We start from the raw sequence: 24,995 nt of genomic DNA on the forward strand, positions 1-24,995 counted from the left end.
CCCGAGGCCCGCACCGGCCGTCGCTGAGGAGCGGCGCCATCCAGGGTTCGAATTCGATCGAGGGCTACCAGGTGCCTCTGGACGACGCCGCCGCGGCCGTCGCCGGCGACGAACCGGTAGAGACCAACCCGCAAACCTGGGAGGTCATCACCGGCTACCGCGACGCCCTGACCTACGTGCAACAACTCGCCCGCTCACGCGAGTTCACCTGGCAGCAAACGTGTCCGAGACACGGCCCGTTGCCCCACCGCCGATAACGCTCAGTGCGATTCTGAAGCTCGCACAAGCCTAGCCGTGGTGGTGACCTCCGAAGAGGTCACCACCACGGACCCGCTGGTCACGGTGCCTGCGGCGGGATCGCACCAGGTAGTCAGCGACGGTGGATGGGAACTCCCGGCCTACAGGTCGGCCTTCGTCACGCGGGAGGACTCGTACGTCGTAGAGGCCTGAGGGAGGCCCGGCACGGTGGAGACGTCCTTGACGAGCATGCCGGTCGTGGCGTCGATGGTCAGCACCTCGCTGCCCTCGCCGCCGAACACCTCGGGGCCGGCGGTGATCGTCAGTGTGGCCTTGCCGTGGGTGGTCGAGTTCTTGACGCTGACCGCGGAGATGGTGGACAGCAGACGCAGCACACCGGCCCGGACCTGCGTGTTGCCGTCGCCAGCGGACAGTGCTTCGGTGCTGTACGTCCACAGGGCGTTGTCGAAGTGCCGCTGAACGGCCTGGGGGCTGTACGGCTTCGGCTCGGCGTTACCGCCCTTCTGCCTGATGATCACCTGGGCATCCGCCTGCTGCTTGTCCCACACCGCCTTCTGCGCTGCGGGGTCAAGGCCCACCAGCGGATCGTTGGCTGCCTTGAGCATCTGGGTCCGGCCATCGGCCGGGCTGCTGTCCGCTGCGGCGACGGCCGCCTTGAGGAGCGGAGCGTAGCCACCGTCCGTCATCTGGTCCTGGTGACGGGCGATCGCACGCTTGATGTCCTTCACGCTGTTGCCCGTATAGATCGCGTGACCGTCGGTGTACAGCGTGTAGACGACCTGCATGGTCTTGGTGCCGTTGACCTGCGTCGCCTTCACCAGCCACGCGTCGCCCCCCGACGGGGTGACCGTCTTGATGGACCCGGCCAAGATCATCAGCGGCGCGGGCTCGGCGGACCCGTTGACGGTGGTCGAGCCCGAGGCGGCGGCCGCCGAATCGTTGCCGGCCTCCGTGTCCCCGGTCGCCGACAAGTTGAGCACCACAGCGACAGCTGCCGCGGCGGCGGTAACCGCAACTCCGGCACCGATGCCCAATCGACCCGCGATACCGATCCTGCGGCGGCGCTGAAGCGCCGGGCTGGATTCGTGGTCCCGCGTGGTTGTCGTCGTTTCCATGGTTGAAGTCGCCTCCATAGTCGTGTCTTCCGCTGATATCGCGCCCAGCAGCCGCACGGTTCCGGGGTCGGCCATAGCCGCCCGCAGCACCGCCCGCGCCCGCTGATACGCCTCCGGGCGCAGTGGTTCTGCGCTGCCCAACGCACCGACCAGATCAAGCTCGTCGGTCATCGGTGTCTCTCCTTCGCGCTGTTGCGGTCCTTCAGAAGCGCGGACACCCCCGGGGCGTCGCGCAATGCCGCCCTGGCCTGGCTCAGCAACCGCCGCGCGGTGCCGGCCGGTATTCCGAGGGCCCGCGCGGCGTCGGCTGCGGTCAGGTCCTCCCAGGCGACGAGCCTCAGGACCTCCCGCTCTTCGGGTTTGAGCCGCGTCAGGGCCGACCGGAGCACCGCCCGGGCGTCCACGCCGAGGTCCACCGCCGACCACGGATCCCATCCAGTAGCCACGTCCGGCACGTCCGCCACCAGGTCCTCGGTCGGCCGGGATCGCCAGTAGCGCCGCAAGCGATTCAATGCCACGCCGTACAGCCACGGCCGCGCATCGTCGTACGACCGGTCGTACGATCGCCGCGACTCGAACGCCGCAACCCAAACCTCGCCCAGGAGGTCCTCAGCCGCATCCCGCCCAGCCCGGCGAACGAGGTACGAACCGACGGCGGCCTCATGACGTTCGACCACCTCTACGAAGGCGTCGACATCGCCATCCAGCGACCGGCCTATCAAATCCGCATCCGAAGCCATGGCCCTCCTCGGCAAAGTTCGCGCTTCACCCTGACATTGCCGATCAGGCGGGAAAGTGTTCAGGCGCCGAGGGCCGACGGCAAGCGGTCGCCCAATAGCGACCTCTCGGCGGCATGAGCGGCTGCGACGCTGTCAGCGTGGGGCCCAGGCCAGGGCCGGGAGTCGAAGCTGGGAGGTAGCGGCAGCGAGGCTCCCAGCCCACATCGGCAGTCTCCCCGCCGTTTCAGGGCTGGATCTGGTTCTCGATGGGGCTGCCAGGGGCGCCGAGACTTGCGGCTCGCCCGATTCTGGCGCGGCGACCGGGCCAACCGATCCGAGACCGCCCGACGAGCGGCCCTACCCGCCTGGCTCTTACGCCTGCAATCACCACCGCCATCACACCGCAAGCGGCGGCCCACTCGGGACACTCGCTGCTGCCGATGCACGGGTGAGCAAGTATGCGGACACTCACGGTCAGCGGGAGAACGCTACCCTCGCAGTCCACCGAGCGGGGAGGGGCCAGCATGGCGGCGCTGGTCGAGCACACCGAGCTGTACGTCAATGTCGACTATCGACTGTTCGCGATGATCGACGACAGCAACGACCGGCGCAACGTTCCACCCGCACCGCACGAGCTCGATCAATGGGTCAGCTCGGCGCCGGGCTTCGTGGTGGTCGAGAACATCGACGACGCCGTGGTGCTGGGTAGCGACACCCGGCTGGAGACCTGGGACGGGCCGGCCGACTTCGATCCGGGCGGCTGGGACCGCAGCCACGTGCTCGAGGTGGTCTTCGAGTCGGGCATCCTCGGGTTCGCCAGCGGCACGGCCGGCGGCATCGCCGACGCCTACCGCCTACCGCCGGGCCGCCGATGGCGCGTACGGCTGGCCTGGCGCACCGAGGCGCCACCCGCTCCGGACGAACTGCCGACCGCGTCGGTCCTCATCCAGTTCAGCCCCGCCTGAGCGGCCGGGCCGACACTTCGCGGTCGGGCGTGTCTGTCCCCGTGAGTTCGGCAACACCCACGGGGACGCTGACTCTCGGCGCTACTCAACGCTCGCAGCGGGCAGGCACCCACCGCCTGCGGGCCCGGGCGACCGTGGTCACGGAGATCCGGCGGCGCACGATCAGTACCGCGACACGCCCCTGGCCAAGGCCAGAATGCTGGCCGTCGGCACGGGGTTCGGCGGCGGCGACTCCCGCCTGGCGCACCCGCGGCGGGGTGCTTCCCGTACCGGGGGGTCCCACGCGTTCTGATCGAGTGGCGCAGGCGGGGCCAGGGTGTCTCGGCCGTACAGGTCGGGTCGTCGACGGAAACGTCCGAACCGCAGAGGCCCAAAGACACGAGTCCGTCCGGCTACACGAGCGGCTGGCAGTGCCCGGACCGTCGGTAGCGAGTTGCAGATGCCTCGAAAACCGACGCTGTCCGTGTTCATCACATGACTTCAAGTGATGACGGCCAAAGTTACGCTGCCCTGACGTGCGCGAGCGAGCGAGCCGAGCTTTGCCGATTCCGGAGGTGCCACCACGATGGACAGCCGAGTAGCACGTCCCGCGACTCTCCTGTTGGCGGCGCTGTGCGCACTGTTGCTGCTCGGCGTCGACGCGGTGCTGGGTACGGTCGCGCCGGTCCGCGCCGGTAACGCTGCCGCGACAGTCAGCGGCACTCTGACCGAACGGTCCGGCCGACCGGCTGGCCAGGTCAGGGTCACCCTCGCGCCGGACTCCGGCGCCGAGCATCCGACCTACTCGACCACCACGGACCGGGCCGGCCGGTGGCGGGTGTCCGGCGTGTCGGCCGGGCGCTACCGGATCACCAACCAACTGCCCGGCGTGTTCCGGCCCCGCTACTACCCGAGCCGGCTCGGGTTCCCCTGGGGAGCTGTGACCGTGCCGACCCGTGGCCGGCTCGTCGTCGACGACGTGCTTCCTCCGGCCGGTCGGATCCGGTTCGTCGCGGCCGACGCGGCCACCGGCGCCGAGGTGCGGAACTTCTGTGTGCAGGACCCGATGGAACTCGGCCTCATCTGCACCAGCCCCACCGGGACCTTCCCGAACGGGTACGTCGACCTGGAGGTGCCGCCCGGCCACTACCGATTCACCGGCGCCGCGAACGACGGCGTACACGAGGGCGGGATGGTCGAGGCGACCGCGGTCGCCGGGCGGGTGACCCACGCGACGCTGCCGGTCCAGCCACCCGGTAACGAACTGCGCGTGACACTGCGAGACCGGGCGACCGGCACGCCGGTGCCCAACGCGGGAATCATCGCCATCTCGGTGGACAAGCGGTTCCCCGACATCTATGACGCCAACGAGATCTCCGACGAGAACGGGGTGGTGCGGTTCCACAGCCTCCACCCGGACCGGTACAACATCTGGGCCGGCGGCTCGGCCGAGGGGCACGGCGCGCAGTGGGTCGGCCCGAGCGGTGGCACCGGCGACCGGACCAAGGCACTGACGGTCGCGCCAGGGCCCGGGATCACCACGCTGCCCGACATCCTGTTGGACCGGGCTGGGTCGATCACCGGGTCGATCACCGACGCGGTCACCGGCCAGCCGGTGTCGGTGACCGTCGCGCTGACGACCTACGATCCGTTCTGGTACGAGACCACCCGGAAGGTTCCCGGCGACGGCTCGTACACCTTCAGCGGGCTCGGCCCGTACGAGTGGTCACTGGCGTTCATCCCACCGGGCAACGGCGGCGCCAACAGCGTCTACGCCACCCAGTGGTCCGGTGGGGCGCCGAACAGCGTCAAGGCGACCCGGATCAAGGTCGTCGCAGGCGGCACCACCGTGGCGAACGAGCGGATGAGCGCCGGCACCGCCATCTCCGGCCAAGCCAACGGCCTCCCGGTGTACGGCTACGGCTACCCGGTCCACGTCTACAACGCCGACACCGGCGACATCGTCGCGGTCGACGAGAACGTCGAGGACGGCCGGTACGACGCCCGACTCGTGCCCGGCCAGCGGGTCCGGCTCTGCCTGCACCCCGACCGCTGCTACCCGGACTACGTCCGGCAGGTCGACGCGTCCGCCATCCGGGTGGGCACCTCGCCGTTCACCGTCAACTTTCCCGGCCGGCGGAGCTGAGCCGGGACGAGCACCGGCGCCGCCCGCGCACCCCGGTCCGGGCCGGGTCAGCGTTCATTGCCGACTTCCGCCAAGCGAGTGCGCAGGTCGGCAAGCTGGGACAACGTGTAAGCGCAGGTAGGGGTGGGTGCAGTTGAGGACCTCGGCCGGCGTACGGCCGCAGGCGACCCCGATCTGCTCGTGGCACGCATCTGGGTGGAGTCCGCGCCAGCGTTGCCACCCGGCGCAACCGGGTCGGTCCGCTTGGCCCACTGTCCCCCGCCCTCTGGCGTGACCCGCGGCCGGGCATGACGATTACCATGCACGAGGGCCGGCCCGCGGTAGGAACGGCAACCGTCATCGAGGCATCGAATGCGCGTTGACATCAGCACGACCGGCGCAGGGTTGCTGGACCGTCGAAGTGCCTGGCAAGATCCGGACACGATCGGAGGAAGCGAGTCCTCCGTCCGCCGGTGAGCGTGACACCCGAGCCTGGACCCGCCTCTGCTGATGTAGTCCGTTTCGCGGAACAATAGTTGACGTTGACCGTTGCCGATCTTCCGGTCGGGATCTCCGGCCTGTCGACCAGTGGCACCGCGACGGTCACCGCCACTCGCGCCCAGCCGCTTGCCTGACCTCCCGAGGCGCTCTGCCGCCCGGCAGCGCACCGCAAGCCGTTCAGCTGATTCGGCCGACTGAGGTCGGGAGGCCGGCGAACAGCCCAGCCTCTGTCCATATCGACTTCCGCCAGCGCTACCGAGGCCCCCACCTGCTTAAACGCAGGTCGGGGCCTCGGTATATATCGGGCCGCGGCAGACGATCCGAACTACGCCTTGACCCTGACCTGGTGGTTCTCGCAGGCAGAGGTCATCCGCGGAACAGCTTGAGCCAACTGGGCACGGTAGAAGTCACCACCGGGGCCGGTGTTGCGAGCATCTTGCACCCTCTCCACCAACCCCGCCGCAGTTACGCCAGCGGACTTCAAGTCATCGTGAGCCGAGCGTTCGAACAGGGCGCCCAGCCGCTGAACCTCGTCGGCCGGCACAACCTTCCCTTGCCCTGCCCGAACCAGCACCCCAGCCGACCGACACCCCGTCAATCCCGGATCCTCATCCCCACGGTTAGCGAACTGCCAATAAGCTGCTCCGCCGCCTAGCAGGGCCAGGAGCACGACAGACCCGGCCGCCACCCAAACCCATCGACGCGAAGACGTGGAGCCAGCGGAGGAACCGGTGTCGGTTTGGGAGTCGACCACGCCAAATCTCGTTTCTCGTCAACAAAGGGGTCGGTAAGGTACCACCCGCCGAGCGCCCAAGGCCGCGACTGCCCAGACGTAGTGCAGTCCGTACGAACAGGTGGTCAAAGTGGGACCTCCGCGCTGGTGCCCAGTTGGTCGCCGAAGCGCAGATCAGCTCCAGGTTCAGCGATGGTGCCGATACGGGATCGCAGGCCCGACGCATTCGGGCCGCAGCAGGCCAGCAGGGGCGCCCCAGCCCGAAAGGAACCACTGCACACCTGCAGGCTCGGTCAACGCGGCATCGACGGCGCCGGCCGGGACCACAGCGGTCAGCGACGCGACCGCCTGCTCGCTGCGACGCCGGCTACCGATGATGTCGGCGCTGCTAACGCCTGAGGTCACCCAGGTGCTGCCGATGACATGCTTCGACGCTGGCGTCGGCGCGCGATCTCACGCTTGCCCCGAGCCCGAGGAGCGGCACTTCCTCCATCGGTAAAACCCAGCCGAGGCCATAGCTCCGCCAACCGCGCCCAATGCCCCCTCGCCAAAGGGCCCTGGCTGCTCGACATATCCCAGGGCGACCAAGAGTCCGGCTCCTGTCGCCATAACGCCCGCAGCCATCAACGCAAGGTAGAAAAGTAGACGGGCACGCACTTTGTCAGTAGAGCAGGCCATCACAACCTGCACCGCGAGCTGCCGCCGGCCTTCAAGCAGTGGCCTTGCTGGATCTGCTTCGCCGATCCCCGATGTCGTCAAGCCGATCTCTCGCCGTGATCGGTAGGTGACCGCCGGTGCTCATGCTGATGGGATGCGACGGACAGGGCTGCTGGGAGTGATCTGCACGTTGGTGCTGGCCGGGCTGACAGGCTGCAGCCCAGCCACCGAGGGTGCGGTCGGGGTACGGCTGGACGCCGCCGGCCGGCTGGTCGGGGTTTTCGACTGGTGCCACGGCGGGACCGACAAAATTGCCCTTTTTCTCGGCCAGGACGACGGCTCGGTCGGCGACGGCGTGATCGATCTCGAGCGGGGTCCTGGCCGGGCCCGCGCCGCAGAGGAAATCACGCTACTCGACCCGGGAGCCGGCTGGCAGACGACGCCGGCTCCGTCCGGTTTAGACGACAACAGGATCTACGATTTGCGCGCGTGGAACAGAGGCGGCGGCACAGTGGATGATTTCCCGTTCCGGATCAGCGAACTGCGCGGTCGGACCGGCTCCGCCGTGATCCTCAGCAAGCGGTGGGAGGGCGAGGCGCGCGGCGGCTTCGTCGCCGCGTTCTACACGCCCGAGGACTTCGCTCGCTACGCGGACGAGGTGTGCGACGGCCGACGGTGCGGCTGCTGCCCGTTCTTCGCCCGATCGCGACTGCTGTGGGCTGACGCTGAGCATCGCCGCTAGGCTGTTCGGATCGTCGGCTGCGGTCGCTCGCTGTCTTGCACGTCGGCTCGGGTGTGGATGTACGGCTGGTTGTGCCAACGGCACGAGAGTCACGGGTGGCTGTCGATGACGACGGCGAATTCCTTTGGGTAACGCTCCAAGTCCTCAAGGTCGATCCAGTCCTCGCCTGACCGGATTTGGCGAAATCGGAACGCGGCAGTGGTGTCGTTGGCCAGGATGGAGCGCCGCCAGGTGTCGGGAGTCACCGCCGTTTGCACCTCGGCTGCAACGCAGTACTTGAAGAGGTATCGGAGGGGACGGGTGGGATGTCGGTACGCGGGTCTGCGGTGACGTAGACGATGACTTCGTAATCGCGAATGTAGTCGGTGTACCCGTGATGCACGATCGCGCCGTCGAAGACGTCATCCAACGCCTGGATTAGCCGCGCGATCTCCATGCCCCGTTTTATCACCGCCGGACTCTGCCCCCGTGAGGCGGTCGGGCACCGGTCGATGGCGACCCTGGTCTTAGGAGAGCCAACGGGTACAAGTCGAACTCAGCACGCCTGCCGCCCGATGCCATACCAGCCCTGGGGAGTGAGAAAACCGACCAACTGCCCGCCCTCGCTCGGAGATCGACTGGGCTAGGCTTCCGCGACATCTTCTTGATCAGAGGAGCACCATGGCGACGATCCGCCGCAACGGGAGCGCCCGGATAGCCGCCGCAGCACTGTCGCTAGCCGCAGCAGCAACACTCCTGCTGTCAACCGCATGCACTGCACTAGCACCTACCGTGCCGACACCGGCCAGCACGCCATCGCCTCGCCAGCTGCAAACACCAGAAACCCTCCTCGGGAAGCCCAAGAATATGAGCCGAGGTCTGACTAACAGACCAATCTCGCTGATCGAGAAGCTGAAGCAGGAGGTGGGAACACCCACCAGCGCGGTCGCCTGGGCGTACGGGGGTGAGACCGAAACCGCCGACGCGGTGCTCGTCACCGGCGCGTCGGGAACCGTCGACGACCCGGCAGCAACCCTCAAACGCATACTCACCCTCTACGGACGCGTCGAGACCAAGGCGGTTGACACAGGCCAATTCGGAGGAGAAGCCCGCTGCGGGAAAGGACGCGGGGAACGCGGCGGCTACATGACCATCTGCGGCTGGGCGGACAGTCAAACGGCCGGGCTCGTTGTCTTCGTCTCCGACCTCCCACAGGGCGACCCCACCGTCAACTTCCTCACCGCGCGAAGTGAGCTCGAACGCCGGACCACCTAACCTCAAGAGCCCACCCCGCGTTAACCCACAAACGGGTCTGCTGCACGAACAAATGAAAGTGTCAGTCACGCGGCCTAACTGGCTGGTCTGGTCCTGATGGTCTCGCAGCTCGATAGGGTCAACCGGAACCGGTCTGTTGCGTTGCTCGTGCCCAGGGATCGACGCAGGCTTGACGGGTGCAGCGGTCGAGTCTTCGTCGTCCCTGGTCGCCGCCGAAGTCGGCGTTCACCGGGTTCCGGTTCCCCGCGGGGGTGACCGTCGTGGCGGTCCGCTGGTACCTGCGCTACAACCTCTCCTACCGGGACGTGGAGGAACTCCTGGCTGAGCGCGGTGTCGAGGTCGACCACGTCACCATGTTCCGGTGGGCGCAACGGTTCACCCCGCTGCTGGCCGACGCTGCCCGGTTCGCCCGCCACTCCCCGGAAGGTGTCGTCCGCCCGGAAGGGCTGGTCAGGGCATTGCGCGTGGGATCGGCGTCTCAGATGACGGAACCGTGGCGGAGTCCGTCAAGCTTATTCGCGACGCTCCACATCGACCTGCTGCACGCCTGCAGACGTGGCCTCAGGCGAACCGAGACGCCTGCCGGCGCCAGCCATCCCCGGAGGCGGAAACGCCTGACCACTTCGACCTCTACTGGGAGTCACAGCGGTGAAGAAGCGGGGGGCTGGCCGGGAACGTCCCGAGCGCCGGTATCGGATCTCGCAGCTTGCAGACGGGTTCTGTCGCAACCTGCTGGTCGGCGCGCGTCGGCGCACATGTGCCGACGATCCGGTCCGGCAGCTCGGCTCAGAAACCGAAAGATCCTGGCCCGGGGATGCTTCGATGGGGAGGCTCTGGGGTCCTTGTGGACAGTTCGTCGGCTGGATTCGGCGGGTGAACCTGCGGCGGCGCTGGGCTCGGCGGTATGTACGGCTTCGGCGCCTCGCTGCGATTGACGAAGATGGGGGTGACGGCGCTCTTCGGGCCGATGGACACTCCGTCGATGTCCCGGACGATCAGGGTCTGGCCCGGCTCGGGAATCGGCAGGCGGACGCTGTGGGGATTGGTGAGGGTGATCGGCAGGTTGCGCATCGTGCGCTGCAGGTCTTCGCGGAAGGTGCTGAAATCACCGACGGTGCCGGAACGTGGGCAGAGATAGTCGGCCAGGCTCCTGGCCAGTGCGCGGTCGTTGTTCAGGAGATTTTGGGCCGCCGGGACGTCGGTCACGCAGCATTTGAAAGTGTTCCGCTGGGTGTTGCCGTTGCCGACCTGCAATCCTTCGACGGAGAAGACCCGCTCGAGGAAGCTGGGCGGTCGGCTCGTGGCCGAAAGCACCAGCGGCTTCGCCTTGACCGCCCAGCCCGAGATCCGTTGGAGCGACTCGACGAAATCGGTGCGTCGCGCCGCGTTGGTCGGGTCGGCCAGCAGCGCGGTCCGGGCGGCCTTGACTTCGAGACGAGACAGCACCCGCTCAAGGTCGAGGCTCGGCGTCGGGCCGCGGACTTCGAAGCGGTTGATCTGAACGTTGTGGTGGCCGACCTGGGCGCCCCGGGTCCGTTCAAACTTGATCGCAGGCGGAAGGCACTCCCGCAGCGCTGGCGCCGGCTCCTCGGCGGGTCTGGCCGGCGGTGGCACGTCGGTCTTCGCCAGGTTGACGCTCTGCAGCGCCGCCCGCAGCACTGGCAGCAGCGGCTGGGCGACCAGGTGGCGCCCCGGCGCGTTCAGGTGGCCACCGGCCGCCTGAAGCACGCCGTCGGTCTCCTCGAACTGCGTGGTCACGCGGGCGAACAAAGTCGCGGGAGCGGCGGTACCGGCGAGGCTCTCGAGCGCATCGGCGTCCAGGAGGCGCAGGACGAGCTGAGCTTTGGCCGTCACCACGGTGAGTTTCAGGACTGCCATGCCGGCGAGCAACCGCTGCCATTCAACCGTGGACTGTGCCGCATGATCGACGGTCGCGATCTGGATCCCGTCGACTGAACCGGACGCCCATATCTCGTCGACCGGTTCGTCGCCGCCGGACCAGGTCATCCGCCGCCGCGCCACCAGACGGCCGGTGGTGCCGGTGCGGAGCCAATAGAGGGTAACGTCGATGCGGTTGGTCATCGGTCTCCCCCTGGTCCGTACCACTCCTCCACGTCATCCGTGGTCGCCCGGCCGGCCTCGATCAACCGCACCACGTCGGCCCGAAGATCGTCGTCGCGGCTCTTCGCCGCATCGAGCGATGCGGCCACCCGGTCGAGCGCCAGGCGGGTCGCCCGTATCCACATCGCCAGGCCAAGTGCGGCGATGATCACGACGAGGGTGAGGACAAGGGCAAGCCATGCCAGCCCGCGCCCAGCGTCCCGGCCCGGCGGGCCTTTGACCAGGATGGGAACGACCGACGGGGCAAGCGCCGGAGTCGCCGAGACACTCGTGAGGCCCTGCAACTCGGCGGCCGCCTCGGTGTCGCTGTGGTCGATGGCCAGGGCGGCCCGGAACGACGCGGTGGCGGCCGGGAGCTGTCCCGCCCGCCGCGCGGCGCGGCCTTTGGCGACGTAGGCGCTGGCCTTCGCTCGCAGCTCGCCGACGTGCTTGAGGCCGTCGTCGGCGCAATCGCCCTCGTCCGAGCGCTCCGCGGTGGCGTAGGCGTCAGCCGCCTGAGTTAGCTGCGCTGACTTGACCAGGCCGTCCGCGTAGTCGCAGAGGGGGGTGGCTCGCGAGCATGAAGCAATAGCCGCCGACAACAGGAGCAGCGGAACTAGAGCACTCAGACGCCGCAACCAGCCTCCCCACACGGTAGTCATGCGTACACACAAGGTAGTGATCGATGGCCATAGCTGGCAATGCCAGCCGTAGGTCGCAGCCCGCCGGGGCCCGTGAGTACGGCGTGCCGCTCGGCGACCGGCAGCGCGGTCAGCTCGGCGCGGGCGCGCAGCATGCTCAGCTTGGCCGGAATCTCCGTCTGCCGCCCGCGCGCTTCGGCGTGGGCGTAGTCGAACAGCGCCCGCTGCCGCTCGGGGGCGCTGGCGAGCCAGCTGTCCGGCGAGCCGTCGAAGTCGGCCGGCGGTTCGAGCACGTCGGCGTACGTCTTCCGGTCCGGGTGGGGCAGGTCGAGGATGTGCGGTCCTCGGAGACTTCATTCCCGTGCGCCACAATTACGCCAGGAAGGCATCGGTACGTGGAGAAGAGGGGGCTCGAACCCCTAAACTGCGGCCTGCCGGACCGCTGCTCTGCCAGTTGAGCTACAACCCCGTGGTCCGGAACCGGGGTGTCAAACCCCGTTCTCTCGCTTCCAAAGCGAGCGGGTCAGGCGTCTCCCTCGTCGCGGAGGTGCTGCCCCCGCCGGGGCGTGCAGGCGCCGGCTGGAGTCTTGCTATGCCATCCACGTGGAGTTGAGAATCATCAGCGGTGGCCGTAGCCGGGACGAGAGCAGGGGCGACAGGATCCGAACCTGCAACCTTCAGTTTTGGAGACCGGTGCTCCGAGCTACGCCCCTGTGAGGTGTTTCGGTAACGAAACGCCGCCCTTCCCTGGTGGGGTGGGCAGCTTCGCGTATCCGTCTGCGCTATCCAAGCCGCCACCGCACCGGAATGCCGACGGCGGACCGACCGCAAGCAGCCTGCCCGTGCTTTGGCTCGCACCAGCACTGGCTCTCACAGCCGCATCGATCCAGGACGCGCTCATGATTGCGCGCGTGGCCAGCGGCAGGAGCGGACTTCTGGTAGCTGGAGGCCGGAGGTCCGGCAGTGCCCAGGAGATGCGCGCGAATCGCCCTCGCGTTGCTCCGGACGCGACTACGGTTGGACCAGTGGTCGACGACTCCAGAGCGGTGGAGGCACTCAAGGCGGATCCGACCCTGTCCGGGTTGCGCCGCTCCCTGGAGGCGTACTACGGCGACCCGGCCCGCGAGGCGGCGATGGACGCGTTCTACGCGCCCCTGGTTCGCCCAGGGGACCTGGTCTTCGACGTCGGCGCGCACGTGGGTGACCGGCTCGGCAGCTTCCGGCGGCTGGGCGCACGCGTGGTGGCCGTCGAGCCGCAACCGCTCTGCACCCAGGCCCTGCGCGCCCTCTACGCGGACGACGACCGGGTCACCGTGGTGGAGGCGGCGTGCGGGGCGCGTACCGGGCCGGTGCGTCTGCACGTCAACTCGGCGAACCCGACGATCTCCACGGCGTCGGCGGATTTCCTGCAGGCCGCCGAGGGAGCCGGCGGCTGGGAGGACGAGATCTGGGACGTCGAGATCGAGGTGGCCGGAACTACACTCGACACCCTGGTCGCGGCGCACGGCGTGCCGGGCTTCGTCAAGATCGACGTGGAGGGATTCGAGGACGCCGTGCTGGCCGGGTTGAGCCGCCCCCTGCCGGCGCTGTCCTTCGAGTTCACCACCATCGAACGGGACCTGGCCGCGCACTGCTTGGACCGGCTCACCCGCCTGGGCTTCACCAGGTTCACCGTGGCGCTCGGCGACGAGATGGCGTTCGCACTCAATGGCTGGCGGCCGGCGGACGAGGTGGCGGCGTACCTGCGGGCGCTGCCCCACGAGGCCAACTCGGGCGACGTCTACGCCCGCGCCCGGCCCGCCTGACCCTGACCCTGGCAGAAACCTCGTCCGCCCAGGTCACGCAGAATATTCATACTCGTGAAGGATGCCACCCGACGGGTTTGTGGCTACGCATGTTGAGGCAGGTGGTCTGGCCTGGATCGGTGATCGCCCGAGGCAAGGGGGGCGGTCGGGCGTTCACGATGCCCTGACGCGGCCGATCGGAGATATAGAACCGTCACCACAAAGGACTCGCCGGTATCCGCACTGCCGGTGGGATCGGCGTCTCAGCTGACGGGAGCGGCCATTAGTCCGAGCTTCGCGGCTTCGACATGCCTCACCCATGGTCCGGCCCCCTGCCTCGGTGGCGCCATCGCCAACAAACACCACAACTACCCGCCCGCCACTTCGGAAGACCGGTCCGCCGGCCAGCCCTTTCGCCCACCGTGAGGGAGAATCGAAGAATGCTTGTCATCAGGGAGCGGTTTTTTTCGATCGGCGACGACTTCGACGTCCTCGACGAGCACGGCACCAAGGTCTTCCACGTCGACGGCAAGGTGCTCAGCGTCCGCAACAAAGTCGTCATCGAGGACGCCTCCGGCCATGAGGTCGCCACGCTGCACCGGCACCTGGTGGCGCTGCGTCCCACCTACGAGATCCGGATCGGCGGCGAGAAGGCCGCAGAAGTCCGCAAGAAGCTCCTCACGCCGTTTCGCGACAAGTTCACCATCGACGTGCCCGGGCCCAACGACCTGGAGATGAAGGGCGACCTGCTCGACCACGAGTACGTGATCGAACGCGACGGCACCGAGGTTGCCGTGGTCTCCAAACGGTGGCTGACGATCCGCGACACCTACGCCGTGCAGGTCACTCCCGATGTCGACCCACTACTCATCATCGGCAGCGTCCTCGCGCTCGACCTGGCCCTGGACCGCGACAAGAAAAAGGGCGACGAGGACTGACCCGTTGGACGCCAGCAGCGCTGCTCCGGGCCTGCTCGTCGCCGCCACGGTCACCGAGATCGTCGGCGGCGGATCGCCGATCAACGAGGTGCGCATTTCCGGTGACCGTCCGCAACGGACACGAGCCAGGGCTGGGAGACGTCTCTTTGACGGCTTCAGGGTGGCGTGCTGGGGCCAGCTTCGTGGGCCAGCAGGGCGGCTTCAGTACGGGTGCTGCAGCCCAGCTTGACCAACAGCCGCGAGACATGGCCCTTGACGGTGGCCTCGGACACGTGCCGACGAGGCCCAATCTGGCCCGAATTCCGGCGCATTGACTGCAGGGCAGTGCCGGGGGCCAGCCCTGACGAACCGAGCCCCGCGTAGATCAGCACACGATGTGCACTTCGCTGTCGCCGAAGAGGTCACCAGCCTGAAGGGCCTGGTCACGGCGTTGCCCGTGGAATCGGCGTCTCAAACGACGGAACCGCGGGGACTCCCAGCAAGCTCACCGCGACGCTTCACCTCCAGCGTGGATCCGCTGACCGAGGTCCGCCGGGTGCACACCCACGCGTGGTGGAAGCGGCTCTTGCTGATCGCTCGTCGGCCGGTGCGCCGATGGCTACCCGGCGGGCGAGCCATCAGCTCCACGCCACTCCTGGTACTCACCGGCTACCTGAAGTTCACTCGCTGTGCTCCCTCGTGGACGGATCGCCGGGAGCCCGAGCGGCTAGGTTGATCAGTGTCATCCGCCCGATCCGTCACCCGGAGAGGCCTTCGTATGCTTAAAACGTGGTTTGCCAGGACCGCCGTTGCCGTCCTCGTCGCTGGGTCAGTGATCCTGACCCAGAACGCCCCGGCGCTCGCCCAGTCTCGCGAGGACCAGTACCTGGCCGGCGGCACAATAAACGGGCCGACCATGATCAGCCTCGCCACGAGAGTCTCTCTCTACGACGACCACGCCTCCCTCAGCACGAACGTCATGTTCGGCGCCAACGCGACGTCCGCCACCGGCTGCAAGATCACAGGCTGGTTGATCCTGCAGTACTGGAACTCGACCTCGACGTGGGAGGGTCCTCGCAACACCTTCACCTGCGAAGGCGCTCTGACCAAGGCCGGGACAGGAATCGGATTGTGGTGGGACAACTGGGCGGGATACACCAGCGCCGACGGCGCCCAGGGGCGGGTCTGCGTAGACCTGTACTACAACGGATCGGCCTCGTCCGGCTGGCAGCGCTGCTACACCGCCCCCGTCACCTGGGAGGGCTGACCCCGCGCACCGGTCCTGAAGCGGAACGGGCCGCCGGCAGTCCGGCGGCCCGTTGTGGCTAGCTGATTACCGCGGGCAAATCGCAGCCTGCTATCCGCTGCTGCGCCGCCACAAGGCAACGGATCATTGGTTGCCCCAGGCGCTCCCGCTACAGCCAAGGGAACGCAGCCGAGACCGGGCGACCTATCTGACCTGTCAAGCCCCGGGTTTGATGGAGAGTTGGTTAGCTGGTTTTCAGGGGTGCGGTGACCGGTTGGGTTATCGCGTGTAGGGCCTCGTGTTCGGCGGGTGGGATGTGTCCGAGTTCGCCGTGCAGCCGGCGGTCGTTGTACCAGTCGATGTACTCGACGGTGGCCATCTCCGGGTCGTCGAGGCCGCGCCAGGGACCTTGGGTGCGGACGAGTTCGGTCTTGTGGAGCGAGTTGAACGCCTCGGCGAGCCGTTGGGTGTAGCGGATCGCTCGATACTGGACTCCTCGGTCCGAGTGGTGGACGAGTTTACGCAGGACAGCTCCCTGACTCTCGCGGGCGCCAGATAGCCATCTTCAACGCGTCGAAAGCCAGATCCGTGTAGAGCGACGTGGAGACCTGCCAGCCGACGATCATGCGGGAGAACACGTCGAGGACGAACGCGGCGTACACCCAGCCCACACTGGTGCGCACGTAGGTCAGGTCGGCGACCCACGTTGAGCATCCCCGCAACGTCTACCTCCGTGAGGACGCCCTCACCAACCCCCTGGACGCCTGGCTCGCTACCGCGTTTGATCCCGACCGCCTTGAGAAGACGATCACCGCGATGGTCAACGCCCAGTCGGGAAACCAGCCCTCCCCGGCCATTGTCGCCGCTCGCGCAACCATCGCCGAGTGCGACGCGAAACTTGAGCGCTACCGGGCAGCCCTCGACGCCGGAGCGGGATCCCTCGGTCGTCGCCAGCTGGATCGCTCAGACGCAGGCTGAACGGGCACGGGCCCAAAACGATCTGCACCCACCGGAGTCGGCCGCACCACGCCGGATGACCCAGGCAGAGATCACCGCGCTGATTCACGCCCTAGGGGACATCGTCACCGTGCTCCGCGACGCGCACCCCGCCGACAAAGCCGAGGTCTACCGCCAGCTCGGCCTGCGGCTGACATACCACCCCGAAGCGCAAACGGTGCACGCCGAAGTCGATCTCAGCGCGCACCGTGGGGCAATCGTTTGTGTCCGAGGATCGACGCGAACCATTGCCAAACCACCGATGACGCTCGGTACCACCCTGAAGCTCGCGCAAATCTAGACACGTGGTGACCTCTTCGGATCCCAGGCCCACCAACAGCTCCTTACCGCCTTGACCTTCGCACACTCCCCTGCCAGCCGACATAGAGCACTTCGACCGCTGTGCAGAACCGCAGAGCACTCCGCGGGAAACAGGACGCCACACCCACTCTGACCTGGGAGAACGTGGAGCCGCAGTCAGGGGTGGGTGCAGTTGAACGCCGTTCGATGCCATTGGGTGCACTTCAAAGCTGTTCAGGGCACCCCGCTGCTCCCAGCCTGCTCCCCCTAGACCGGGCTCGCGCCGGGCCGCCGACCACTCCTGAGCTGCCGGCCCAGTGCTGCGTTTGGCACTAGCGCTGGCTCCCGCAGCCGCATCGGTCGATCGGGGAAGCATGCCCACGATCACCGCGCCTTGTCAGCGGCAGATCAGTGAACGTGATCTTGGTGCTTCGTAAGGCAAAGGATTCGGTGGACAACCGAAACCGAATCCTGGTTAGCCACGCCAGGTGAACGGCGTCGTCTATCAGATACTGGTTGCATGCCCCCTCTGTCTTGCCTTGGCCGGAGTACGGGTGAAATGGTGAATCGGCCCCGGACCCTCGGTCATTCCTGCGGTGTGGTTGGGAGAACCCATGTCCCGTCTGATCGGACGGCTCGTTTGCGCGCTGCTCATTGCGTTTCCGCTGCTGACGGCGGCGCCGGCGTGGGCGTCCGGGCCGAGGAGGCCGACAGCGGTCGACATCCACCCGGCGGGATGGATGTCGAGTTCTGCGTCGGACATCAACAGCCACGGCGAAGTGATCGTCACCGCGACGAACACGGTCAACGGAGAGATCCAACCGCCGCTCGGATTCCTCTGGCAGGCCGGGAAACACACGGTGCTGCGTCCGCTGCCCGGCGGCAACGGCAGCCTCCCGCGGGACGTCAACGAGCGCGGCGAGGTCGTCGGATTCTGTCAGTCCGCGGTCCACCCGGCACGCCCGTGCCTGTGGCGGCAGGGCCGGCCGCAGGACTTGGGCACGCTCGACGAACGAGGTACGGGCACCGCGTTGGCGGTGAACGACAAGGGCGAAGTCGTCGGTGACAATCAGACGTTCATCGGTGGTGGCCTGACCCGCGCCTTCCTTTGGCGGCGCGGCGTCCTGACCGATCTGGGAGGCGTCGGCGACCGCAGCGCCACCGGCATCAACAACCACAGCCAGGTGATCGGCGTGCACTACTCGCCCAACGGACAACGGGCCTTCCTGTGGGAGCGGGGCACTCTGACCGACCTGGGAACCCTCGGCGGCAACGAGACGGTGCCAGCCGACATCAACGAACGCGGGCAGATCGTTGGGACGAGCACCACGGCGGACGGCGTCCAGCACGCATTCCTCTGGCAGCGTGGCCGGATGATCGACCTTGGCACGCCGTCCGGCATCAGCGGGGCACTCGCGATCAACGACCATGGTCAGGTCGTCGGGTGGAGCAACTCGGCGGACGGGGCGGCCCGGGTCTTCCATTGGTACCAGGGTGTCCGCACCGAGTTTCCCGGGTATGACGCCCGCATCAACGAACGAGGCTGGATCGCTGGCACCACCGCAGGCGACCCACGACGAGCCTTCCTGTTGCGCAACCGCCGGATGGTCACCGGCGATCCGGCGGCCGCCGTGATGGCACTCAACAATCGGGGAATGCTGGCCGGGTGGACGAACACACCGGGCGGCAACCACGCGACCGTGTGGAAGTGATGACGGGGGCGACCGACAGGCGCCAGCACGCGCTGGTCTGCTGCAAGGGGCCAACTTCAGCGCTACCGGGCGGCCCTCGACGCCGGAGCCGACCCCTCGGTCGTCAGTAAGTGGATAGCCCAGACACAGGCCGAACGGACCCGAGCCGAAACGCAGCTGCACGCAGGGAACTCCGCCGCACCACGCCGGATGACCCAGGCAGAGATCACCGCGCTGGTTCACGCCCTAGGGGACATCGTCACCGTGCTCCGCGACGCGGACCCCGCCGACAAAGCCGAGGTCTACCGCCAGCTCGGCCTGCGGCTGACATACCACCCCGAAGCGCAAACGGTGCACGCTGAAACCGATCTCAGCGCGCACCGTGGGGCAATTGTTTGTGTCCGAGGGGGGACTTGAACCCCCACGCCCTATACGGGCACTAGCACCTCAAGCTAGCGCGTCTGCCATTCCGCCACCCGGACCTGCTCGTTCAGCCTACCTCGCCGCCCAGATGATCTTTCCATCCGAGGTCGGCACGGCGAGCCGCACGGGGAGTTACTGTACACGGCGCTCGTGGATCATGCACATCGCCCACCGGCGCCTGCCCGGTCGCCCTCCCGCCCCTGCTCACACCCGTCACGCGAGGTCACCGAAGCGGGATCGGGTGTGAGCCCGGGTAGCGTCGGCGGCCCGGTGCCGGGCAGCATTGCCCTGTGTCCCATCCCTCTCCTCTGGCCGCCGTCCAGCAACGGGCCCTCGCACTGCGCACCGAGGGCGACCTCGGCACTGCCCGGCAGCTGCTTGCGGACGCTGTCGGGTCCGCCCGTCCGCCGTACGGCGAGGACCACCCCGAGACGCTGCACACCGCGCACCTGCTGGCCCGCCTGCACCGCGAGGCGGACGACCCGCTTGCCGCCCGCCGGGTGCTTGAGGAGGCCTTCGCGGCGGGCGAGCGGCGCTGGGACCATTCCGAGCCGACGATGCTCGCGCTCGCCTTCGAACTGGCCGAGGTCGCCGAGGAGTTGGGCAACAGGCACGAGGCCCGCCGCAACTACACGCGCGTCGCCAGCGCCGGGCCCGCCGTGCTCGGTGAGCACCACCCGGTGGTACGCGCCGCCCGCGACTACCTCGGCGAGGCCAGCCCTGGGCAGACCCGGCTGGACGCCGGACCGCCGATGTCCGCCCCCGCTGCCACGACGAAGGACTCCGGCGCCCGATCGGCGTTGACCGGTCCGACGCTGTCCCTGGCGACCCTGGCCGCGATGCGCCCGGCGGCGGGCGATGGTCCGGCTTCTGCGTCGCCCTGGGCCCCACCGCCTCCCCCGGCCCCCACCCATGGGGCGCCGACCTCGTCACCCATGTCGCCGACGCCGGCACCGCCCGCGCATCCGGTCCCGCCCGCGCCCGTCATGTCACCGCCGCCGGCAACGCCCGTCCAGCCGGTGCCGCCGCGCCAGCGGACCGAGCAGCAGCCGCCGCCGTCACCCCCACCGGTCGCGCCGCCGCCTCAGGCCGCCGGCCGGCCGACGCCGTACGTCCGGCAGCAGCCACCACCCACACCGCCGCGTCAGCGAACGAGTGACCAGCCGATCCACCCGGTCGTCGAGGCGCCGCCCTCCACGCCGTCGGCCGCGGATCCGGCTCGCCCTCCGGTCCACCCGACGAGTCCGGCCCCGGCTGTCGCCGCGCAGACCTCCGCCGCGCCCTCGGCACCCCCACCGTCGGCGCCGGCTCCGCGGTGGGCCGACCCGACCATTCAGGTACGGCAGATCGAGCCCCTGCTGGCCGAGGAGGCCGCCCGGGTCGCAGCGGCCGGGCCGAGCGGGCCGACCCGCACGACGGACCGGCCGGGGCCTTCCGGGACCATCCCGACGAGTCCAGACCCGGCGCCCTCCCGCCCGGTGAGCGGGCCACCCCTGCACCACGCGGGCAGCGCGACGCCCGCCGCGACGCAGCCGGTCTCCGCGCCGCCTGTCGGTTCGACCTCCGCACCGGCCGCGGGCCCTTCGCGTCCGGTGTCGGCTCCGCCCGAGCACGGCCAACCCGTCTCTGGACCGCCCGACCGGCCCCACCCCGCCTCCGGCCCACCGACGGCTCACACCCAGCCCGTGTCCGGACCACCCGGCTACGGACCGCCGGTGTCCGCGCCGCCCCTCCACACCTATCCCGTGTCGGGGCCACCGGCGCAGCCGTTCCCGGTGTCCGGACCACCGGCGCAGCCCTACCCCGTGTCCGGACCACCAGCCCACCCCTACCCCGTATCCGGACCACCCGGCTACAGCCAGCCCGTCTCCGCGCCGCCGGTGAGCGCGCCGCCGGTGAGCGCGCCACCGTGGGGACTGACCGCTCCCCCCTGGAGCAGCAGCGCGCCCCCGCATCCGCTACCCACGACTGCCGGGGACCCCGTGGACCCACCACGGACGGACGCCGCAGAGACCACACCCGCTAGCGCGGCCACCCCGGGCGGCGCGGTCACACCCACCAGCGCGGTCACACCCACCAGCGCGGTCACACCCACCAGCGCGGTCACACCCACCAGCGCGGTCACACCCACCAGCGCGGTCACCCTGGGCGGTGCGGCCACCCTGGGCGGTGTGCCCACGCCGAGCAACGGGGCCACCCCGGGCGGTGCGCCCACCCTGGGCGGCCTGTCCACGGCGGGCGGCGAGAGCATGCCGGTCGCGAGCCCACCGTTGCCGACCGTGCAGGGTGAGCCGTCGGGCTTCGCGTCCGCGTCGACGGAGGTGTTCCCGGCCGTCGGGCCGGAGCCGGCCCCGCCCCAGGACATGACGGCTGCGCCCCTCGCGCCCGCGGCCTACCGGCCGCCGGCCACCGTCACGCCGCCGCCCGCCGCGCAGTACCCGTCCGGTCAGCAGTACCCGGGGCAGCCCTACCAGCAGAGCCACGAGGTGTATCCGGGGCAGCGGTACCAGCAGGACCCCTACTCGACCGCGTACGCCGATGAGGGTGTTTCGACGGGTCGCAGCCGGGCGACGCTGATCGGTGCGGCGGTGGCGGCCGGGGTTGCCCTGGTCGCGGTTGCCGGCCTGGGCGCGGTGGTACTGAACCGCGACGACGCGCCACCCCCGGCCGGCGACGCGGTGACGGCGGCGCCGGCGGTGAGCGGTCCCCCTCCCGGTGACCTGAAGCTGCGCGACGACCTCGTGACGATCACTCTGACCTGGACGGACCCGTCCGGGGGTGCGGTGCCGTTCATGGTCGCCGGTGGACGGGCCGGTCTGGCGCTGGGGGTGATGGCCACCGTGGAACCGGGGCGGACCAGCCACACCATCAACGGTCTCAGCTCCCGGGTGGACTACTGCTTCACAGTGCTCGCGGTCTACTCCACGGACAGCTTCGCCACCTCGAGCCAGGTCTGCACCAAGCGCGAACGGTCCACACCGCCGAGCTGATCCTGAGCGGTCCGCGCCGCCGAGTCGACACAGTCGGGTTCGCGATCGTCGAGCTGAGCTGGGCGTCCACTGCGCACGCTCGGTATCCACAGGGGTGACGGTGCGGGTTCCCCCGTTCCCGGCCGAGCCATATGATGGCACCCGGCTCAGGGGAGGGGTCGCCGCGAGGCGTACGCCACCTGCCACGACTCAGGGAAGGCAGCCGGCTGTGGCCAGCATCGACGACGCCGAGCGGACCGACGCCCCCCGTTCCCGGTCCCGACTGCGCGGCGGGCTGGTGACGGTCGGCACGGTCACCGCGCTGCTGGCCGCGATGGGGTTGACCGTCCTGGGGCTGGGGGCTGCGGACAACGCGGTGGCCAACTACGACGCGAGTTCCTGGCTGTGGAGCGCGGTCCGCAGCGAGCTGGCCCGGGTCAACGGGGTCACCGCCCGGGTGGACACCCGCACCGAGGTTCCCGGTGCCCGCCGACACCCGATGCAGGTCGCCCAGACCGATCGGCTGCTGATCCTGCGCGATCTGCAGACCGGGCAGATCAGCTCGCTGGACCTGGCCACGCTGCAGCTCACCGCGACCACGCCGACCACCCCCGGCCTGGGTGTGAGCGTCGCCCTGCACGAGGACGCGGCGTTCGTCGTCGACGCCGTGCAGGGCATCGTGCGGCAGCTCGACCCGCGGTCGTTGAGCCCGGTCGGCGAGCCGGTGCGCTATCCCCCGGGCATCACCGGCGGCACGTTCGACGGCGAGGGTCGGCTCTGGATCGCGGTGCCCAGCGAGGGCACGGTCTCGGCGATCACCGCCGCGAAGCTGCCGTCCGCGCCGGCCTCGGCCGCGCCGGCAGGTGGCGGGCTCAGCCCGGAGCGGGTCGAGACGTACGACGTGGCCGACGCCAGCCACGAGCTGGTGGTCTCCACCCTGGACGACGGGGTGGCGGTGCTCGACCGTACGGCCGCCCGGCTGGTGCGGGTGCAGCGCGGCGAGGTCCGCCCGACGCCGTTGACACTGCCCGGCCCGGCGGCGATGCCGACCCGCACCTCCGGGCCGCGGGTGCCGGTGACGGTGCCCGCCGAGCGGCGGGTGTTGGTCGTGGGTGACGCCGGTGAGGAGCGGGCGTTCACGGTGCCGGGCAGCGGCGACCGGCTGAGCCCGGCGGTGGCCTGGGCGGACCGGTTCTACTGTGCCGACGAGGCGACCGGCACCATCTACTCCTTCGACGCGGGCGGCCAGCTGGTCGACACGATCAAGGGCAGGGCGAACGGGCCGCTGGAGATGGAGGTGCGGGAGAACCACCTCTTCATCAACTCGCCCGACTCGGCGACGGCCCGGGTGGTGGACGACAAGCACCAGGTGCGCGAGGTCGACAAGTACGCCAACGACGTGCTGGGCGGTGACCCGCCGCCGGCTCCCCCGCCGCCGCCCCCGCCGAAGAAGCCCCGGGTGGGCAAGCCGAGCGCGCCGCGCAGCGTCACCGCCGCCGCGGGCAACGCCCAGGCCCGGGTGAGTTGGCGGCCGGCCGCCGCGAACGGTGCCGAGATCATCAGGTACGTGGTGCAGGGTGCCGGTCAACGCCTGGAGGTGGGCGCCAACCAGCGTTCGGTGGAGGTCAAGGGGCTGACCAACGGCGAGACGTACCGTTTCGCGGTGCACGCCGTGAACGCCAAGGGTGACGGCCCGGCGCGCAGCAGCAACCCGGTGACCCCGACCGCAGCGGTGCCCGATCCACCGGCCAGCGTCACGGCGCAGGAGCGGCCGGACGGCACGGTGGTGGTGAAGTGGCCGGCCGCGAACGGGCAGGGCAACAAGATCGCCAAGTACGCGGTGACGGCCACGTCGGCGGGGACGAACGCGCCGGCCGGCGAGTCGACGAAGACGGAGCTTGTGGTGCCGGCCGGTGAGCTGGAGTTCGGCACCCAGTACGCGTTCACAGTCGTGGCGGTCAACGACAAGGGCGCCGGCTCGGCGGCGTCGCCGGTGAGCAACACGGTGGTGCCGTTCGCGGCGCCGGGTCGGCCGCTCGACCTGCAGGCCGGTACGGTCGCCGACCAGCCGGGCGCGGTCACCGTGCAGTGGTCGCCGGCGGAGGCCAATGGCCGACCGGTGACGAAGTACCAGGTGGACGTCGGCGGCAGGACGAGCGAGGTGACCGAGACCCGCACGACAGTCACCGGGCTGGGCAACGGCCAGAACGTCACGGTGAAGGTGAAGGCGGTCAACGAGGCTGGGCCCGGTCCGGAGGCCACCGCCACGGCCCGTACGGTCGCCGCGCCCCGGGTCACGGTCACCGGCTCCTCGGCGACGGCCACGTCGGCGACCGTCACGTTCACCGTGGACGCGGGCGGCGGTAAGGCCACCTGCTCGCTGAGCACGTCGGGTGAGCCGGCGAAGGCCGGGGCGTGTTCCAGCATCACGATGACGGGACTGACGCCGGGCACGAAGTACACGTTCACCGTGACGGCGAGCAACGCCGCCGGTAAGGGCACCGCGGAGCGGGCGGACAGCACCGAGCCGCTGTACGGGATCGCGACGTGCAACAACGGGCCCGACGGCGACCAGCGGACGTACTGCAACAGGGACGTCGACGGCCGCAACGGCAACGAGATCTTCTCGGTGACCCGGCAGGACAACGACAAGCAGGAGGGCTGGGCGAAGCCCGGCACCCGGCTGAAGGCGTACTGCAAGAAGTCCGGCGAGGACGTCGACTCGTGGATCTACAACGATCAGAAGCGCAGCACCTGGTGGGTGCAGGTCGAGTACAGCGGGAAGAACTACATCCCGTGGGCCTGGCTCAACCTGGAAGGCGGCGACAACATCAACGTCCTGCCCACCTGCTGAACCACCAGCCGAGGAGCACCACCGAC

At 69.2% G+C, this 24,995-nt stretch carries 19 protein-coding genes, 2 tRNA genes and 2 pseudogenes; 12 read left to right on the top strand and 11 right to left on the bottom strand.

The window, feature by feature from the left end:
* Positions 1-398 precede the first annotated feature (398 nt).
* The gene (locus AB0B39_RS12235) at positions 399-1,544 is read right to left on the bottom strand and encodes a hypothetical protein (protein ID WP_357574301.1); all 1,146 of its coding nucleotides are present in this window, start codon (positions 1,542-1,544) and stop codon (positions 399-401) included.
* Positions 1,541-2,113, bottom strand: a complete 573-nt coding sequence (locus tag AB0B39_RS12240; protein ID WP_357574302.1) for a sigma-70 family RNA polymerase sigma factor — start codon at positions 2,111-2,113, stop codon at positions 1,541-1,543. Before AB0B39_RS12240 ends, AB0B39_RS12235 begins: the two co-directional genes overlap by 4 nt.
* 503 nt (positions 2,114-2,616) lie before the next feature.
* On the opposite strand from AB0B39_RS12240, the gene AB0B39_RS12245 reads away from it, so the two are divergent.
* The 3 genes from AB0B39_RS12245 (at position 2,617) to AB0B39_RS12255 (ending at position 7,794) form a co-directional block, all read left to right on the top strand.
* On the top strand, positions 2,617-3,057 hold the full coding sequence (locus AB0B39_RS12245) for a hypothetical protein (protein ID WP_357493161.1): 441 nt from the start codon (positions 2,617-2,619) through the stop codon (positions 3,055-3,057).
* A gap of 565 nt (positions 3,058-3,622) precedes the next feature.
* Positions 3,623-5,182: a carboxypeptidase-like regulatory domain-containing protein gene (locus tag AB0B39_RS12250; protein WP_357493163.1), complete on the top strand. Its 1,560-nt coding sequence runs from the start codon at positions 3,623-3,625 to the stop codon at positions 5,180-5,182.
* Positions 5,183-7,206: 2,024 nt separating this feature from the next.
* Positions 7,207-7,794, top strand: coding sequence for a hypothetical protein (locus AB0B39_RS12255; protein ID WP_357574303.1), 588 nt, complete (start codon positions 7,207-7,209; stop codon positions 7,792-7,794).
* An 89-nt stretch (positions 7,795-7,883) separates the two neighbouring features.
* Here AB0B39_RS12255 and AB0B39_RS12260 read toward each other — a convergent pair whose 3' ends face one another.
* The gene (locus AB0B39_RS12260; protein WP_357493167.1) at positions 7,884-8,039 is read right to left on the bottom strand and encodes a hypothetical protein; all 156 of its coding nucleotides are present in this window, start codon (positions 8,037-8,039) and stop codon (positions 7,884-7,886) included.
* The gene (locus tag AB0B39_RS12265) at positions 8,036-8,230 is read right to left on the bottom strand and encodes a hypothetical protein (RefSeq protein WP_357574304.1); all 195 of its coding nucleotides are present in this window, start codon (positions 8,228-8,230) and stop codon (positions 8,036-8,038) included. The genes AB0B39_RS12260 and AB0B39_RS12265 overlap by 4 nt, the downstream gene beginning before the upstream one ends.
* A 224-nt stretch (positions 8,231-8,454) precedes the next feature.
* Between AB0B39_RS12265 and AB0B39_RS12270 the strand changes: the two genes are divergently transcribed.
* Both AB0B39_RS12270 and AB0B39_RS12275 read left to right on the top strand, forming a co-directional pair.
* Positions 8,455-9,048, top strand: coding sequence for a hypothetical protein (locus tag AB0B39_RS12270; protein WP_357574305.1), 594 nt, complete (start codon positions 8,455-8,457; stop codon positions 9,046-9,048).
* Positions 9,049-9,299: 251 nt separating this feature from the next.
* Positions 9,300-9,413 (top strand): annotated as a pseudogene (locus AB0B39_RS12275) (IS6 family transposase); the annotation flags it as partial.
* Positions 9,414-9,834: 421 nt separating this feature from the next.
* On the opposite strand, the gene AB0B39_RS12280 reads toward AB0B39_RS12275, so the two are convergent.
* From AB0B39_RS12280 to AB0B39_RS12295, 4 genes are all read right to left on the bottom strand, one after another.
* On the bottom strand, positions 9,835-11,130 hold the full coding sequence (locus tag AB0B39_RS12280) for a hypothetical protein (protein ID WP_357574306.1): 1,296 nt from the start codon (positions 11,128-11,130) through the stop codon (positions 9,835-9,837).
* Positions 11,127-11,810, bottom strand: coding sequence for a hypothetical protein (locus AB0B39_RS12285; RefSeq protein WP_357574307.1), 684 nt, complete (start codon positions 11,808-11,810; stop codon positions 11,127-11,129). Before AB0B39_RS12285 ends, AB0B39_RS12280 begins: the two co-directional genes overlap by 4 nt.
* Positions 11,807-12,082: a hypothetical protein gene (locus tag AB0B39_RS12290; protein ID WP_357493174.1), complete on the bottom strand. Its 276-nt coding sequence runs from the start codon at positions 12,080-12,082 to the stop codon at positions 11,807-11,809. The genes AB0B39_RS12285 and AB0B39_RS12290 overlap by 4 nt, the downstream gene beginning before the upstream one ends.
* A gap of 354 nt (positions 12,083-12,436) precedes the next feature.
* Positions 12,437-12,502, bottom strand: a tRNA-Trp gene (locus AB0B39_RS12295).
* 312 nt (positions 12,503-12,814) lie between these two features.
* On the opposite strand from AB0B39_RS12295, the gene AB0B39_RS12300 reads away from it, so the two are divergent.
* Complete coding sequence (locus tag AB0B39_RS12300) at positions 12,815-13,594, top strand: FkbM family methyltransferase (RefSeq protein WP_357493176.1); 780 nt, start codon at positions 12,815-12,817, stop codon at positions 13,592-13,594.
* Between the two features lie 419 nt (positions 13,595-14,013).
* Positions 14,014-14,511 carry an LURP-one-related family protein gene (locus AB0B39_RS12305; RefSeq protein WP_357574308.1) on the top strand — a complete coding sequence of 166 codons (498 nt, stop codon included), beginning with the start codon at positions 14,014-14,016 and terminating at the stop codon, positions 14,509-14,511.
* A gap of 155 nt (positions 14,512-14,666) precedes the next feature.
* Here AB0B39_RS12305 and AB0B39_RS12310 read toward each other — a convergent pair whose 3' ends face one another.
* Positions 14,667-14,822, bottom strand: coding sequence for a LuxR C-terminal-related transcriptional regulator (locus AB0B39_RS12310; protein ID WP_357493434.1), 156 nt, complete (start codon positions 14,820-14,822; stop codon positions 14,667-14,669).
* 500 nt (positions 14,823-15,322) lie between these two features.
* On the opposite strand from AB0B39_RS12310, the gene AB0B39_RS12315 reads away from it, so the two are divergent.
* Positions 15,323-15,757, top strand: a complete 435-nt coding sequence (locus AB0B39_RS12315) for a hypothetical protein (RefSeq protein ID WP_357493180.1) — start codon at positions 15,323-15,325, stop codon at positions 15,755-15,757.
* A gap of 223 nt (positions 15,758-15,980) precedes the next feature.
* On the opposite strand, the pseudogene AB0B39_RS12320 reads toward AB0B39_RS12315, so the two are convergent.
* Positions 15,981-16,440, bottom strand: a pseudogene (locus tag AB0B39_RS12320) (DDE-type integrase/transposase/recombinase); the annotation flags it as partial.
* A gap of 329 nt (positions 16,441-16,769) precedes the next feature.
* On the opposite strand from AB0B39_RS12320, the gene AB0B39_RS12325 reads away from it, so the two are divergent.
* The gene (locus AB0B39_RS12325; RefSeq protein WP_357493182.1) at positions 16,770-17,033 is read left to right on the top strand and encodes a hypothetical protein; all 264 of its coding nucleotides are present in this window, start codon (positions 16,770-16,772) and stop codon (positions 17,031-17,033) included.
* Positions 17,034-17,646: 613 nt separating this feature from the next.
* A complete protein-coding gene (locus AB0B39_RS12330) occupies positions 17,647-18,744 on the top strand; it encodes a hypothetical protein (RefSeq protein ID WP_357574309.1) in 1,098 nt (365 codons plus the stop codon).
* A 377-nt stretch (positions 18,745-19,121) separates the two neighbouring features.
* Here AB0B39_RS12330 and AB0B39_RS12335 read toward each other — a convergent pair.
* Positions 19,122-19,205: transfer RNA gene (locus AB0B39_RS12335), tRNA-Leu, on the bottom strand.
* A gap of 231 nt (positions 19,206-19,436) precedes the next feature.
* Here AB0B39_RS12335 and AB0B39_RS12340 point away from each other — a divergent pair.
* On the top strand, positions 19,437-22,136 hold the full coding sequence (locus AB0B39_RS12340; RefSeq protein WP_357574310.1) for a tetratricopeptide repeat protein: 2,700 nt from the start codon (positions 19,437-19,439) through the stop codon (positions 22,134-22,136).
* A 208-nt stretch (positions 22,137-22,344) separates the two neighbouring features.
* On the top strand, positions 22,345-24,969 hold the full coding sequence (locus AB0B39_RS12345; protein ID WP_357574311.1) for a fibronectin type III domain-containing protein: 2,625 nt from the start codon (positions 22,345-22,347) through the stop codon (positions 24,967-24,969).
* The last annotated feature ends 26 nt before the right edge of the window (positions 24,970-24,995 follow it).

It is taken from the genome of Micromonospora sp. NPDC049114 (assembly GCF_040648635.1).
GTDB lineage: Bacteria > Actinomycetota > Actinomycetes > Mycobacteriales > Micromonosporaceae > Micromonospora.